The following is a 14,520-nucleotide window of genomic DNA, read 5'->3' as shown; positions in this document are numbered from 1 at the left end:
AATGCTCTGCGCACGTGCAGCATCCACCCGACCTGCGGACGATTCAAGGCACATCGTCGTCGTGGCTCCCGACAAGTTCAAAGGCACGCTGACGTCACCGCAAGCTGCACGTGCGATGGAGGCAGGGGTACGCAGCGTGTTTCCCAACGCGGACGTACGCCTGGTTCCATTGGCGGACGGAGGGGAAGGAACCCTGGACGTCGCGCTCGCGGCGGGAGCAACAGAGTTCCGTTCCGCCGTGCGCGGCCCCTTGGGCGAGCGGACCATGGCTAGGTGGGCTCTGGTCGGCGCAGGCGGCCCCGCGCCGACGGCGGTAATCGAGTCAGCGGAAGCATGCGGGCTGCACTTGCTGGACCCGGGTCCTGCCACTGCGACGCGGTCCCACAGCCGGGGCATGGGGGAACTGATCCGGATAGCGCTGGACGCCGGGGCGAGGGAAATCATCATCGGACTGGGTGGTTCCGCGATGACCGACGGCGGGTCGGGCGCGCTTCGAGAGCTGGGCCTAAGGGTGCTGGACGCCTCGGGAACAGAGGTACCGTTCGGCGGAAGCGGGCTCGCCGCCGCGGCCCGCGTGGACACCTCAGCCTTGGACGCCCGGCTCGGAAATGTCCGGATCCGCTTGGCCGTGGACGTCGATTCAACCTTGTACGGCCCCAACGGCGCCGCGCACATCTTCGCGCCGCAGAAAGGCGCCGGTCCGGCCGAGGTGGAGAGGCTGGATGCCGCCCTGCGCAATTGGGCCGAGGTCCTGGCCGCCACTGCCGCGGACGGACAACGCAGCTTCCTGTGCCCTGGCTCTGGTGCAGCCGGCGGATTCCCCTCTGGGTTCATGGCCCTGACCGCAGCCGCGGTGGAACCGGGTTTCAGTCTGATTGCAGAACTGGCAGGGCTGGAGGCAGCCCTCGAAGGTGCCGACCTGCTGGTCGTCGGCGAAGGCTCCCTCGACGGCCAGTCGATCCACGGGAAAGCACCGCTTTCCGCCGCGGCGCTGGCCGCAGAGAGAGGCATCCCCGTACTGGCCGTTGCAGGATTGCTGGATCTATCGACGGAAGAGCTGGCGGCCTATGGGGTTCAATCGGCCGTCGGGCTAACTGAGGTGGCACCCACAATAGTTGCCGCTCGTGCCCAGGCTGATCGGTACGTCGGGCTAGCGGTTGCTGAGGGGATCCGCCGCTTGTGCTCAGAGGGATTGGCAGCCATCCCCACCAGCGAGGAGCCCGCACTGGCCAAATAATCCGGCTTCGTGCCGTCTACCGATCATCGCGGGCTGCTGAATATCGCCGACATCTGGCACTGAATGCGGGAACTGCTAGAAGAAGAGTTCGACAGGCTGCCCCCTTTCGACGGCGACCGGCCCGACGACGCCCGCAAGATCTTCGAGGCCGCTTCGCCGGGCCGAGACTTCCTGACCTTCCGGACCGCCGGCCCGACACGTTCCGCGGAGCCGACAGTCCGCTCAATTCGCCGCAGCAGCCCGAAAGCCGGGCGGAGCGGCGGCCGCGCGGAAGCACCGACAACCAAATAGACAGCGATGCCCCGGTCCATGCAGGCCCGGGGCATCGTCGTGCCCCGGTCCCGGCACTGCAAGCGATCACGTCGGGTGAAGTCGCCCGTCTCGGAGACCAGCCGCGCGCGACCGGTCCCGCCGCCATTCCCCGCCGCATTTTGCCTCTTGCGTGCGATCCACGTCACAGGCTAATCTTACGGACGAACGCTTGTTTGTTTGATACTAACCGGGGTTCTTATTGAGGACATCTGCCCGCAGGACGCGGAGCAGACGGGGCGGCATCGACCCCACCTGACCTTCCGACAATCCGAGGAGCGAGTTCCTATGGCGGACTTGACGAACACTGTTCGATCTTCACCACCGCATGCATCCGAAGCGCCGACATTCGACCCGAAAACCTCCCGGCGGGCCGTTCTGAGCGGCACCTTCGGAACAGCGCTCGAGTGGTTCGACTTCGCGGTCTACGGCACCCTCTCGGCCACCCTCTTTCCCCAGCTCTTCTTCCCGGGTTTTGATGACAACACCGCAATCCTGGCCTCGTTCGCCACCTTCGGGGCGGGTATGCTGGCCCGCCCGCTCGGCGGCATCGTCTTCGGCGCCCTTGGCGACAAGATCGGCCGGCGTAATGTCCTCATGTTCACGCTGGTCCTGATGGGGGCGGCCTCGGTGCTCATCGGGCTGCTGCCGACCTACGCCATGATCGGGATCGTGGCACCGGCCCTGCTGGTCCTGCTGCGCTTCCTCCAAGGCTTTGCCCTCGGCGGCGAGGCATCCGGCGTCCAGGTCCTCGTCGTCGAACACGCACCCTCGGACCATCGAGGCCTGTACGGCGGAATCCTCGCTACTGGCTCACCCCTTGCCCAGACTTTCGCATCGGTGACGCTCACCGGGCTGGCGATGTTCCTCTCCGACGAGGCGTTCGCATCCTGGGGCTGGCGAGTCCCCTTCCTGATGGGAGTCCTGCTGCTCGTTGTGGGCGTGTTCATCCGGAGGCGGATCGAGGAAACGCCGGCCTTCAAGGAGAGTCAGAAGAAGGCCGCGGAATCTGCCATTCCGCAGGAGCGCGCACTGGCCGTCATCGTGAAGAAGCCGGGAACCGTCATCAAGCTGGTGGCATCGTGGGCAGCGTCCGCGGGCCTGTTCTGGATCTGCGTGACCTACGCCGTGAACTACCTAACGAAAGAGCTCGGCTACGACAACTCGATCACCTTCGGCCTGCTCGTCATCGCTAACCTGATTTCCATCCCTGCGGCCCTCCTCGGCGGGCGCCTCAGCGATTACGTGGGGCGGAAGAAGACCTTCCTCATCGGCCTCACTATGCAGGGCATCGCGGCCGGAACCATGTTCCCCATCATGAACTCGATGAACTACCCGCTCAGCGTCGCCGTCATCGCATTGGCGCTGTGCGGTATCCAGGTCACCGCTGGGACCCAGGCGGCCTTCTTCTCGGAGTCATTGCCGACGACGATGCGCTACACGGGGTCGGCCCTCGGCATGACGCTGGCCGGTTTGTTGTTCGGGGCTCCGATCCCGTTCATCGCGGCCTGGATTTTCCAGAACACGAGCAATGGCACGGCGGCCCTGACGGCCATCGCCCTCGGGTTGGTGGTCATCTCCATCATTGCGACCCTGCTGCTCCCCGAGCGCTTCAAGCAGGCATTGCACGAGCACTAGGCCTCCCTCCCGCACCGGCACGAACCGTCGGGCGGCCGTCCCCGCCAGCAGGCCGGGGGCGCCGCCCGACGGTTCGGTGCGTTGACGGATCGACGCACCTCAACCCAGGCAAAACGGACAACGACCATCGACCGACCCCTAGGAGTAGAAAATGCCCAAACGCATCACCTACCTGGATAAACGCGACCGCCTGTCCCGGGAGGACTTCCGCCTCCACTGGTCCACCACTCACGCGGAGATAGCACGCGATCTACCCGGCGTAACCGCCTACCGCCAGAACCACGTGGTGCCTTTGCCAGTCCTACCGGCGAGCGACGATGCCTACCCGGTGGATGGCATCGTCGAACTGTGGTTCGACGACGAGGACGTCGTGCAGGCTGCCTTTGATTCCGACATCGCCGATCGGCTCGCCGCGGATGAACTTCGATTCCTTAGCGGCCTCACAGGAGGGGCGGTCTCCCCGGCTCAGCCATACGAGGTCTGGCCACATAAACTATGGCTACTCGCCCGGTGGAGCGGCGGAACGGACTCCGGCCCCGAGGCTGTAGACGGATGGGCGGAACGGCTGGCCGAAACGTGCGCCGGCGCTCTGGGCGTCAGCGTGAACTACCTGAGGGCGGATGCCGAACTGCTAACGCGAAAAGCTTTGCGATCCGATCCTCACCTCCCCCAGATTGCCGTCGCCCTTGGTTTCGCCAGCGCGACTACGGCTGCCGCGGCCGCTGCCCGCATCGCGGAGGGCCTGGATCCGCTGCCCGGCGTGCTGGACCGCGTCCATGGATACCTGGCGGAAGAAGTCGTGATCATCTGACAGCAAGGCGTCACCCCGGTAGGGCTCCGCGGTGTGGCCCGCGAGGAACCGTCCTCGCGGGCCTTTTGCTGCCGTACTTCGGCCGTGCGCCTGGTAGGCGTCTGTCCGGCTGGATGCCGGCAACCTCCTGCGGTCAGCGCACAGACAGAAGGCGGTGTCCGGATGCACCGGACACCGCCTTCATCACAACAGGTGCGAAGCCGACCCGAGGTCAGCCGACTGCGACGGCCGGCTCGGCGGCCTCGGCTTCCGCCCCGGCCCGGCGCTTCATGAGCGCGGTGCGGCGGACGACGCAGACCAGTTCGTTCTTCTGGTTGTACCCGCGGTGCTCGATGCCGACGATGCCTGTCTCGGGCCGCGACTTGGAGACCCGCTTGTCCAGGGCCTCGGTCTCCACCCGGATGGTGTCTCCGATGAACACAGGCTTCGGGAATTCGATGTCGCGGAATCCGAGGTTGCCCAGGGTGGTTCCGAGGGTGGTCTCCTGAACCGGAATGCCGGTGACCAGGCCAAGGGTGAAGATGCTGTTCACGATCTGCCGGCCGTACATGCTCTGGGCCGAGAATTCGGCGTCCAGGTGGAGGGGCTGGACGTTCATGGTCAGCGTGGTGATGAGCAGATTGTCGGCTTCGGTGACGGTGCGGGTCACCTCGTGGCGCAGGACCTCGCCGATCGTGAAGTCTTCGTAGTACATGCCTGCCATGGTGGTCTCCTTCGATGTTTGTGGCGTTCAGATAAGACCTGCGACGGCGAGTGCCTCGCGGGCGTGGGCGGCGTGCGCCAAATCGATGTGCTCCCCGTCGTAGGAGACGGCTCCGTGGCCGTTGGCCTGGCCATCCTCGAAGGCTGCGATCAGGCCCCGGTAGTATGCCTCCTGCTTGTCCGACAAGCCGTACTCTTCGTTGGCGACAGGCGCGTGGGTCGGATGGATAATGACCTGGCCGGTGTAGCCGACTCGGTGGTTATCCTGCGCGAAGGTGCGCAGGCCATCGAGGTTGCGCACTTCCTGCCACAGTCCCAGCACGATGCAGCGGATCCCTGCGCTCCGGGCCGCCAGCACGACCTTGCTGCGCAGATAGAGCGTCTCCAGCCCTTCGGGAGTCCAGGAGAATCCGACCTCGCGCGACACATCGGCGTCCTTCGCGGCCGCGGCCATGACCCCGCCGACACGCGGTCCGGACAAGATGTCGTCCACCTTATTGATGGATGCCGCGGTCTCCAGGGAGGGCATCAGCTCGACGCTGCCGCGTGACACGTCATTTGCTATTTCTGCGGCCGTAACGAGGGCGTCGAACCGCACGACGTCGTCCCGGCCGAACAGTTTAGGCAGCAGCAGCCCGGTTAGCCCGGCGCGCACGACCGCGGCAACATCCCGGCCAAATTCCTGGGTGTCCAGGGCATTGGGACGCACGAGGATGGACCTGGATGAGCCTTCCTGCTCCGCGAGGATCTCGCGGGTATTCGAGCGTGCCAGCTCCTTGCTGTCCTGCGGCACCGAGTCTTCGAGGTCGATGATGATGCCGTCGGACTCGGAAGCCAGGGCCTTGTGGATCCAGTCCTTCTTATGGCCGGGAACGAAGAGCAACGATCGGAAGGGTTTCATGTCAGGCCTCCGCAGGGGTCAGGACGGTCATCGAAGTCAGGAGTGTGCCCGCGGCGAGCGAATCACCGGCGGCGACCAGGATCTCCCCCACGGTGCCGGACACAGGGGCGGCAATCGGATTTTCCATCTTCATCGCCTCGAGCACGAAGAGCACTTCACCCGCCTCTACCTCTTGGCCTTGGACTGCGTTGATTTTGACGATGGTGCCCTGCATCGGTGCTTTGACGGTTCCGTCCGAAGCCTTTTTGGCTCCCCGCCGGGCGCCCGCCGGACGGGACCTCTGACCGCCGCCTGCCGCTTGTTCGGGGCTCTGGGTAGCTGCGGGCATCCCGGCGCCGAGTGTAGGTGCCAGCTCGTTGAAGAACGGGATGGTGTAGTAGCGGCCGCCGACCTCGACTTCGTTCCTGGCCAGGAAATCCAGCTCTTCGTCGTCCTCCGGATCCGCAGCCGGTTCGGTCTCCGGCAGGTTCACCGTGGATTCCAGCCAGAGCGTGCTGAAGTCTTCATTGATGAAGTCGTCGTGCTCAAGCACGGCGAGCGCCGCCGGCACGGTGGTTTTGACGCCCCCGACCGTCAGCTGCTCAAGCCCGGTCTTCAGGCGCCGGATCGCCGCTGCACGGTCGGGGCCCCAGGCGATCAATTTTCCGATCAGGCTGTCGTAGAACGGCAGGACTTCGTCTCCGCTCTGGTAACCGGTATCGAAGCGCAGGCCGGGCTGGTTCGGCACGTCGAGCGCCGTGATGACGCCCGGCGCCGGAATAAAGCGGCCGCCGGCCACGTCTTCGGCGTTGATCCTGGCCTCGATGGCGGCGCCGCGCGGTTCCCGTCCCGACCCCGTAACGGACAGCTTCTCCCCCGCCGCGACCCTGATCTGCTCGGCAATCAGGTCCATGCCCTGCACGAGTTCGGTCACGGGGTGCTCCACCTGGATCCGGGTGTTCATCTCCAGGAAGTAGAACTTGTCCCTCTCGACGAGGAATTCCACGGTGCCCGCTCCGACGTACCCGACGTGGGCTGCCAGGCGGACCGCTGCCTCGCCCATGTCCCTACGCATGGTGCGGGAAAGTCCGGGTGCGGGAGATTCTTCGATCAGTTTCTGGTGCCGGCGCTGGACCGAGCAGTCGCGGTCGCCGAGGTACACCGTATTGCCGTGCTTGTCCGCGAAAACCTGGATCTCAACGTGCCGGGCCTTGGTGAGGTAACGCTCCAGATACACTTCCCCGCTGCCAAAGGCTGCCGTCGCTTCCCGGACCGCCGAGTCGAAGGCGTCCTCGGCTTCCTCCGCCGAATTGATCCGGCGCATGCCTCGGCCGCCGCCACCGGCCGAAGCCTTCACCAGCACCGGATAGCCGTGTTCGGCGCCGAACTCGCGGATCCGGGCGGCGTCCTCGATGGCACCGTTCGAACCTGGAGCCAGCGGGACCTGGGCCGCTATGGCGACGTCCCGGGCTGCTACCTTCTCCCCCATGGTGGAGATGGCCGCGGCGGAGGGGCCGATGAAAACGAGTCCGGCGTCCTGGACTGCCTGGGCGAAGCCGGCGTTTTCGGACAGGAACCCGTAGCCGGGATGGATGGCCTCGGCTCCGGTCTTCTTCGCAGCATCGAGGATGGCCTCGGGATTGAGGTAGTTGCTGCTGGCCGGTCCATCACCGAGGTTCACTGCTTCGTCTGCGCGGCGCACGTGGTACGAGGCTGAGTCCGCCTCCGAGTGGACGGCCACCGTGGCGATGCCCATGTCCGCACAGGTGGACATGATGCGGACGGCGATTTCCCCGCGGTTGGCGATGAGGATCTTTTTGAACATGTTGATTCCTTGCTGGTCTTGGTGGATTGACGGACGCCGTCAGGGTCAGCCGGAAACGCAGGTATTGGCCGCGGCTCCCAGTCCGTCGATCCGGGTTTCGAGGATGTCGCCGGCTTTCAGGTACTCCTTCGGATCCATGCCGTCCCCCACGCCCCCGGGCGTTCCCGTGAGGATGACGTCCCCCGGGTTCAGCGTCGTGATGGTGGAAATGTAGGAGACCAGGTCGACGGGGCTGAATACGAGGTCCCCGGTACCGGCTTTCTGCTTCACCACGCCGTTGACCGAACAGCGGAGTTCCAAGTCGGGGGTGGGGCCCGTTTCGTCGGTTGTCACCAGGAACGGGCCGAGCGGCGTGGTTGCCTCGAAGGTCTTGCCTTGCAGCCACTGCGTCGTGCGCCTCTGGAAGTCGCGGGCCGAGACGTCGTTGGCGACGCTGAAACCGGCTATCGCCCCCGCCGCCTCCTGCTGGTCCGCCTTCCGGGTCTGCCGGCCGACGACAAGCGCCAACTCGGCCTCCCAGTCGACCTTCATGGAGCCGCCTGGCAACTCCACGTCCTCGTCCGAACCGACCAGTGCCTCGGCGAACTTTGCGAACAATGTCGGATATTCGGGCAGTTCCCGGCCCATTTCAAGAATGTGGTCGCGGTAGTTCAGCCCCACGCAGATGATCTTGCCAGGACGGGGAACCACGGGCGCCCAGCGAAGCCCTTCAAGGGCCAGCGCGTCTCCGGCGAGGTGCTGGAGGGGGTCCGGTGAGCCCGCCTGCAGCCACAAGCCCACGTCCTCGAACGCCAGCGGAAGGGCGCGGCTGCCGTCGATGAGCGCTGCCTGCGTGCCGGCCGCGGTCCTGATCGTTGCGAGTTTCACTTGTCCCACCCCAGATTGTGCTTCAACTTTGATTTGACGAGCTTCCCTGCCGCCGACCGCGGAAAGCCTTCCGGACCGAGGAACACCATCTTCTTGGGGACCTTGTATCCGGCCAGCCGGGTTCGCATGAATTCCGACAGGTCCTCCTGGGTGACGTTTGCCCCGGTGCGCAGTACGACGGCGGCGCGCACCTCTTCGTCCCACTTCAGGTCGGGGACTCCCACCACGGCCGCCTCCAGGACGGCGGGATGCAGATGGAGCACCTGCTCGATTTCGGCGGAGTAGACGTTCTCGCCGCCGGTCTTGATCATTTCCTTGAGCCGGTCCCGGAAGTAGAAGTAGCCCCGCTCGTCGCGGACCGCCAGGTCACCCGTGTGGAGCCAGCCGCCGCGCAGCGCGTCGGCCGTTGCTTCGGGCTTACCGAAGTAGCCGGTCATCAGGCCGGGACCCCGGACGCAGATCTCGCCCAGCTCCCCGGCAGCTGCGGGGCGTCCGTCCAGGTCCTGCACCTCAGCCTCCACCAGCAAATATTCGGTCCCGATGGAACCATCGACCGAAGGATCGAGCATGTCCTTGGCCAGCAACCTGGTGACCATCGGTCCTGCTTCGGTGAGGCCGTAGCGGAAGAACAGTTCCGTCCCCGGCAGCATCTGCGCGAACAGTTCCTTGTCAGGCATGCGGAGCAGGCCGGCTCCGGTGTGCAGCGCTTTCAGGTTCTTCTGGAACACAGGGTCATTGAAGACCCCGTTGTCCATGAGCTTGCGCATCATGTTCGGGATCATGAACGTGTTGCTGATGGACTCGCGGCCCACCCAGTCAACCATCGTCGCGTCGTCGAACTTTGGCGCCAGGACGCTGGTGGCACCCGCCATGAAGTGAGGCACCAGCCAGCACAGGAGTGCAGCGGAGTGGAACAGCGGGGTGACGATCAGGCCGCGTTCATTGGGACGCGATCCGACGCCGCAGTCATACATCTCGTTGAAGGCATTCGCCGCTGCCGAGCGGTGGGAGAGCACGACGCCCTTGGAGGCTCCCGTGCTGCCGCCGGTGTAGATGATGCACAGCGGAGACTCAAGCCCGACAACCTCGTCGATGGGGCCGCTCCCGGTCCGGAGTCCATCCGTCTGCGTGCCTTGGCGGACCACCCGCGGGAGCCGTTCCATCCGCGTGCCGAGAATTCCAAGGGCCTCTTCCAGAAGTTCCTCGAACTGCTCCTCGACGAGGATGATGGATGCGCCCGTTTCCTCGATTCCGGCAGCAAGTTCCGTGGCCGTCCAGCGCCAGTTGTATGCCACGTAGATGCCGCCGCTGGCGGCCACCGAGAAGAACGACTCCGCGTTGTAGACCGTATTCCCGGCCAGGACGCCAACAGGATCCCCGGGCTTCACACCCGCGTCCCGCAGGCCGCGGGCCAGCTGCCAGGCACGCTCGGCCACCTCGGCAAATGTCAGCCGTCCGTCGACCCCGACAAGGGCTTCCTTCTGCGGATACCGCCGGTAGTTCAGGCGGATCCAGTCTCCTATGGTGCGCATCTTCGCCTTCCTTGCAAGAGTTCTGGTTTCAGTAGCTGCCCTAGGCAGCGGCAGGCCAACCATCGACCCGTGTGTCAGCGTCGTTCACGGACAGCTCACGTAGTGCCGCCTTCGCGTAGATGTTGATAATCCTGTCCATCGAGAGCGCACCCGCGGGCTTGTACCAGCTGGCAACGTGCGTTCCCTTGGCCACGATGCTGTAGGTGTGGAGCCGGGCATCGAGGACCTCGGCTTTGCCCTGCTCGCCGGCTTCGACGATAAGGTCCTGGATCCGCCGCTCGTATTCGCGACGCTTGGCGATCACTTTCGCCCTTGCATCGGTTGGCAGCGAGCGAAGTTCGGCGTTGCCGATAAACACCTCCCGGGCCCGGCTGGCGCTGAACCGGATGTGGCAGTCGAGAACGGCGATCAGCCGGTCAATCACGTCCATGTCCCGGGACACCGCAACCTTCTGAAGCGCCAGGAGGTCGTCCATGACCCCGCCCATGACGCTCAGCAGCAGCTGCTCTTTGCTGTCGATGTGGTTATAGAGGCTGCTGACTTTGATGCCGACGGCGGCCGCGACCTGGCGCAGCGTGGTCGCGTCATAGCCACGCTCGAAAAACAGCAGCGCGGCTTGTTCCCTTATGGCCTCTGCGGTGGTGACCGCAGCCAACGCAGGTTGTGACATCGCGGCTCCTTTTTTGACGAACAAGCGTTCGTCAGTCAGTTTATGCCTAGGCGGCCGTGATGTGCAACAAGTCTCATTCGACGGCACTTAAAGCAAAGGGAAGGCAGCGGCGGCGCCGCTGCCTTCCCTTGTCTCGCCTGCCTGTCAGGCTTCGCGCCGGTCCACCCGCTCATCCGCGTCGGCGACCTTGAGCTCCCGCAGGGCAAACTTGGTGTACATGGCCACCAGCTCGTCGAGTGTCATTCGCCCCTCGGGCTTGAACCACCCGGCAATGTGGGTCGCCTGGGCGACGAAGCTGTAGGTATGGATCCGGGCATCCAGGACTGATGCAAGTCCTGCCTCGCCGGCATCCTCGATCAGCGACTGGATGATCTGTTCGTAGCGGCTGCGCTTGTCGACGACGAGGCCGCGCGCCTCTGCGGGCAGCGAGCGCAGCTCTGCATTGCCAATGAACACTTCCTGGGCCCGCTCGGCATGGAACCGGATGTGGCAATCGAGCACCGCCCGCAGCTTCTCAATAACATCCCCCTCCCGGTTCAGCGCCTCCTGCTGCAACTCAAGCAGGTCATCGATAATGCCGCCCATGACCTGCAGCAGCAGGTCCTCCTTGCTGTCGATGTGGTTGTAGAGGCTTCCGACCTTCAACCCCACAGCTGCCGCAACCTGACGAAGGGTGGTGGCATCGTATCCCCGCTGAAAGAACAACCTTGCGGCCTCCTCCCGGATGGCCTGGGCGGTGCTTCGCTGCAGTGTTGGCGTCGCCATATAAACCTCTTCACTCGATACGTCTCTCCATGCTAACGGGCGGACGCTTGTTTGTGCCTTCCCGAGCAACGGCTCCGTTGACACCGCCATGGCCTTGCCACAGACTAAGTCAAAACAAACAAGCGATCGTTCGGAGTCCATGTGCGATGAATACCCCCACCATCTTCGATTCGGCAACAGTGGGTGGCCAGTCCCTCAAAAACCGGTTGGTCATGCCGCCCCTGACCCGCAGCCGCGCCGGCGATCTGGGTGTCCCCACCGACCTGATGGAGGTCTATTACCGCCAACGGTCCGGTGCCGGGCTGGTCATCGCCGAAGGCACCGTCATTTCACCGCAGGGCTCCGCCTACCCCCGGGTGCCGGGCCTCTACAGCAAGGAACAGGTACACGCGTGGCGGCGGATCACCTCAGCCGTCCACGAACAGGGCGCCCTGATGTATGCGCAGCTGTGGCATGTTGGCCGCCAGTCGCACTCCACCATACAGCCCGATGGTTTGCCTCCCTGGGCCCCCTCCGCCATCCCAATCGTCAATTACCAGTACCGCGGTCCTAGCGGCCGGATCCCGTACGAAACGCCGCGCGAACTGACCAGGACCAGGATCCGCCGCATCGTCGGGGACTACGCTGCGGCAGCGGAGAACGCGGTAAAAGCGGGGTTCGACGGCGTCGAGGTCCACGCAGCCAACGGCTACCTGATCGACCAGTTCTTGAACTCCGGCTCAAACTCCCGCAGCGATGAATACGGTGGCCCGATCGAGAATCGCCTGCGGCTACTGCATGAGGTCTTGGAGGCCATGAGCCGCGAGATACCGCGCCAGCGAATCGGTGTCCGGCTCTCGCCCTCCTCCAGCTGGATGGACGTGATTGATCCGGACAAAGAGGAACTGTATTCGTCCGTCATCCGGTCGCTCAGCGGAACCGGCCTCGCCTACCTGCACCTCGTTGAGCCTGAAATCGCCGGTTCGACAACCGTAGCGGCCGCCCGGGACGCCATACCGACCAGGAAGCTCAGCGCGTTGTTTGACGGTCCTGTGATCGTTACGGGCGGGCACGACCTCGATTCGGCCAACGCGCTGATGGCACGAGGTGAAGCGACCCTGGTCGGCTTCGGCCGGTTGTACATGGCAAACCCGGACCTTGCCGAGCGGTTCCGAGTTGGAGCTGCGGTACGGCAGCCCGTAACCAAGGGTTTCTACTCAGGAGGGTTCGAAGGCTACACGGACTATCCGACCCTTGAAGATGAAACCCGATGGGCGCGCCTGCAGTCACTTCTCGAAGGCGGCCATGCCGACGCGGCCGGGCTCCATGAGGACATGGCGGCTCGGTCGATCACCGAACTCGTGCGAGCTGGCGACTATTACCCATTCACGCAACTGGGCAAACTGCTGCAGCCCGCAGCGGTGGCCCGCTGAACTCCGGAGGCGGAACAACGGATATGGCAACCACGCCAAGCACTTCAAAGACAGTCCTGGTCACCGGTGCCGCCGGCGGCATGTGCGCAGGCATCAACAGGCGGCTTGCAGAAGCCGGGCACACCGTCCTGTGCGTCGATCTGGATCCTGCTGCCGCAAAGCGAGCAGCAGACGAGATTTCTGCGGCCGGCGGTCAGGCCGCGTCGTTCGAAGTCGACGTCGCCGACGAGGCTTCGGTGCAGCGCCTCAAAGAGGCCGTCACATCAGAAATCGGCGCCATTGATGCTTTGATCAACGCTGCCGGCATTCTTGACCGGAAATACTTGATGGACCACGACGTGGCGTCCTTCAAACGGGCCCTGGATATCAATCTGGTGGGACCGTTCGCCATGATTCGGACATTCGGTCCCGAGTTGGTCCAGGCGGGGTCGGGCCGCATCATCAATATCTCCTCCATCGCCGGGACAACCGGCTACCCCTATCCCAGCTACGCGGCCTCGAAAGCCGGCCTGTCGAACCTGACCCGGTCATTGCTCCTGGATTTCTGGGGCACCGGCGTCACCGTGAACTCCATCTGCCCGGGCGTCGTCGACACACCCATGGTCATCCAGGAAGTCCGGGACCAGGTGGCTCGCAAGGTGCCCACGGGCCAGATTGTCGACCCCGCCGAAATCGGCGCGCTGGCGTGTTTCCTGCTCACGAACGATGCCAGGAACATCAACGGCGCCGACTTGTTGATCGATGGCGGCGCAACCCAGCTGTTCCAGCTCTTCGACCGACCCGCCACAGCCGGTGCGGACGCCTGAATGTTCCAGGTAACCGGTGCCGCCCAGCAGGAAGCATGGCGCCGGAAGGTGCTTCCCGCCGTCGAAAGAGTGCGCGACGGAGTCTGGTCCGTGCCAGTCCCCTTCCCAGGCAACCCCATGCGCTACACGCTCGCCTACGTGCTCGTCACAGATCGGGACTGCGTTGTCATAGACCCGGGTTTCGACAGTGACGAGGGGTGGCGGCACTTGGGTGCCGGCCTGCGGACGGCCGGCCTGGGGCATTCCGACGTCACCGCCGTCGTGGCAACCCATTTCCATACCGACCACCTCGGTCTGGCCAGACGGCTCGCAAGCGCATCCGGCGCCTGGATCGGGATGGGTTCGGACGAACGCCGCTACATCTCGGACTACGAGGATGTAGCGGCGGAAGTTTCGGCCGACCAGCGAAGAATGGCCGCCTGGGGCGTGCCTCCGGACAGAGTCCCCGAAGCAGCCATGAGTGCCACCAGCCTGGCGGACCTCAAAGGCCTTGCCGATGCGGACGTTCGACTGGACGACGACCAGTACCTGCCCGTACCGGGGATGCGGATCCGAGCCCAGGCCACACCCGGTCATACTCCGGGCCACATCTGTCTCCGGGACGAAGCGGCGGACCTCCTCTTCAGCGGGGACCACATCCTCCCGCGGATCTCGCCCAACGTCTCGCTGGAGATCCGAGGAATGGACAACCCGCTGCTGCACAACCTGCGCTCGCTGCAGAAGCTCAGCGGGGCTTCGGACTCTGAAGTCTGTCCCGCGCACGAGTACCGTTTCCGCGGTTTGGCGGAGCGGGCCACGCAGCTTCATGAACATGCGATGGAGCGCTCGGCCGAAGTGATGGACGCCGTGCTCGACCAGGCATCATCGACCGTCTGGACCGTGGCGAAAGCGCTGACTTGGTCCCGGGGCTGGGACTCCCTGTCCGGGCTGCAACTGCGGCTTGCGCTGTCCGAAACGGCGGCTCATCTCGCCTATCTTCGGTCACAAGGCGAAGACATCTCCGTCCCCGGGCTCGCCCTCACTGATTGGGCCGTCCGGACGAAGTAACCGCGCTTGGCGCTGCCTG

13 protein-coding genes are annotated in these 14,520 nt (G+C 64.7%); 6 read left to right on the top strand and 7 right to left on the bottom strand.

Annotated elements, in window-relative coordinates; genetic code table 11:
• Position 1: 1 nt before the first annotated feature.
• From WFH44_RS17780 to WFH44_RS17770, 3 genes are all read left to right on the top strand, one after another.
• Complete coding sequence (locus WFH44_RS17780) at positions 2–1,237, top strand: glycerate kinase (protein ID WP_336715593.1); 1,236 nt, start codon at positions 2–4, stop codon at positions 1,235–1,237.
• A 597-nt stretch (positions 1,238–1,834) separates the two neighbouring features.
• Positions 1,835–3,184 (top strand): MFS transporter, encoded by a 1,350-nt coding sequence (locus WFH44_RS17775; RefSeq protein WP_336715464.1) that lies wholly within the window; start codon positions 1,835–1,837, stop codon positions 3,182–3,184.
• A gap of 151 nt (positions 3,185–3,335) precedes the next feature.
• The gene (locus WFH44_RS17770) at positions 3,336–3,995 is read left to right on the top strand and encodes an EthD domain-containing protein (protein ID WP_336715463.1); all 660 of its coding nucleotides are present in this window, start codon (positions 3,336–3,338) and stop codon (positions 3,993–3,995) included.
• Positions 3,996–4,206: 211 nt separating this feature from the next.
• Here WFH44_RS17770 and WFH44_RS17765 read toward each other — a convergent pair whose 3' ends face one another.
• From WFH44_RS17765 to WFH44_RS17735, 7 genes are all read right to left on the bottom strand, one after another.
• Positions 4,207–4,698, bottom strand: coding sequence for a MaoC family dehydratase (locus WFH44_RS17765; RefSeq protein ID WP_336715461.1), 492 nt, complete (start codon positions 4,696–4,698; stop codon positions 4,207–4,209).
• Positions 4,699–4,725: 27 nt separating this feature from the next.
• Positions 4,726–5,598, bottom strand: a complete 873-nt coding sequence (locus WFH44_RS17760) for an HpcH/HpaI aldolase/citrate lyase family protein (protein ID WP_336715460.1) — start codon at positions 5,596–5,598, stop codon at positions 4,726–4,728.
• Between the two features lies 1 nt (position 5,599).
• Positions 5,600–7,402, bottom strand: a complete 1,803-nt coding sequence (locus WFH44_RS17755) for an acetyl/propionyl/methylcrotonyl-CoA carboxylase subunit alpha (RefSeq protein ID WP_336715459.1) — start codon at positions 7,400–7,402, stop codon at positions 5,600–5,602.
• A gap of 45 nt (positions 7,403–7,447) precedes the next feature.
• On the bottom strand, positions 7,448–8,269 hold the full coding sequence (locus tag WFH44_RS17750; RefSeq protein ID WP_336715458.1) for a fumarylacetoacetate hydrolase family protein: 822 nt from the start codon (positions 8,267–8,269) through the stop codon (positions 7,448–7,450).
• Entirely contained in the window at positions 8,266–9,801 is a 1,536-nt protein-coding gene (locus WFH44_RS17745; protein ID WP_336715457.1) for a class I adenylate-forming enzyme family protein, read from the bottom strand. The genes WFH44_RS17750 and WFH44_RS17745 overlap by 4 nt, the downstream gene beginning before the upstream one ends.
• 40 nt (positions 9,802–9,841) lie before the next feature.
• Positions 9,842–10,471 (bottom strand): TetR/AcrR family transcriptional regulator, encoded by a 630-nt coding sequence (locus WFH44_RS17740; protein ID WP_336715456.1) that lies wholly within the window; start codon positions 10,469–10,471, stop codon positions 9,842–9,844.
• 144 nt (positions 10,472–10,615) lie between these two features.
• Positions 10,616–11,236 carry a TetR/AcrR family transcriptional regulator gene (locus WFH44_RS17735; protein WP_336715455.1) on the bottom strand — a complete coding sequence of 207 codons (621 nt, stop codon included), beginning with the start codon at positions 11,234–11,236 and terminating at the stop codon, positions 10,616–10,618.
• Between the two features lie 29 nt (positions 11,237–11,265).
• On the opposite strand from WFH44_RS17735, the gene WFH44_RS17730 reads away from it, so the two are divergent.
• Genes WFH44_RS17730 through WFH44_RS17720 form a run of 3 tightly spaced genes read left to right on the top strand, consistent with a single transcriptional unit; the run spans position 11,266 to position 14,501 of the window.
• Positions 11,266–12,648 (top strand): alkene reductase, encoded by a 1,383-nt coding sequence (locus WFH44_RS17730; protein ID WP_336715454.1) that lies wholly within the window; start codon positions 11,266–11,268, stop codon positions 12,646–12,648.
• A gap of 23 nt (positions 12,649–12,671) precedes the next feature.
• Positions 12,672–13,454 (top strand): SDR family NAD(P)-dependent oxidoreductase, encoded by a 783-nt coding sequence (locus WFH44_RS17725; protein WP_336715453.1) that lies wholly within the window; start codon positions 12,672–12,674, stop codon positions 13,452–13,454.
• Complete coding sequence (locus tag WFH44_RS17720; RefSeq protein WP_336715452.1) at positions 13,455–14,501, top strand: MBL fold metallo-hydrolase; 1,047 nt, start codon at positions 13,455–13,457, stop codon at positions 14,499–14,501.
• Positions 14,502–14,520: the final 19 nt, after the last annotated feature.

This window comes from Arthrobacter sp. USHLN218, from assembly GCF_037144715.1.
Lineage (GTDB): Bacteria > Actinomycetota > Actinomycetes > Actinomycetales > Micrococcaceae > Crystallibacter.
This window is presented reverse-complemented; position numbering and strand designations above follow the sequence as displayed.